Annotated in this window: 1 protein-coding gene; it reads right to left on the bottom strand. The window is 66.0% G+C overall.

The features are described from left to right. Positions 1-335 (bottom strand): electron transfer flavoprotein subunit alpha/FixB family protein (locus G7009_RS27380; protein WP_219856814.1); only part of this gene is annotated, 335 nt, incomplete at both ends.

Genomic DNA, 335 nt, shown 5'->3' with positions numbered 1-335 from the left:
TCGTCCTTGTTGATCGCCACGATCACCTTGGAGTCCTTCATGCCGGCCAGGTGCTGGATGGCACCGGAGATACCGACGGCGATGTACAGCTGCGGCGCGACGATCTTGCCGGTCTGGCCGACCTGCATGTCGTTGGGCACGAAACCAGCGTCGACCGCTGCGCGCGAGGCGCCCACCGCGGCGCCGAGCTTGTCGGCCAGGGCGTACAGGTGCTTGAAGTTATCGCCGTTCTGCATGCCGCGGCCACCGGACACGACGATCTTGGCCGCGGTCAGTTCGGGACGATCGGACTTGGCCAGCTCTTCACCGACGAACGCCGAGGTGCCGGCATCGTG

This window comes from Pseudomonas capeferrum, from assembly GCF_013523055.1.
In the GTDB taxonomy this organism is placed as follows: domain Bacteria; phylum Pseudomonadota; class Gammaproteobacteria; order Pseudomonadales; family Pseudomonadaceae; genus Aquipseudomonas; species Aquipseudomonas capeferrum_A.
This window is presented reverse-complemented; position numbering and strand designations above follow the sequence as displayed.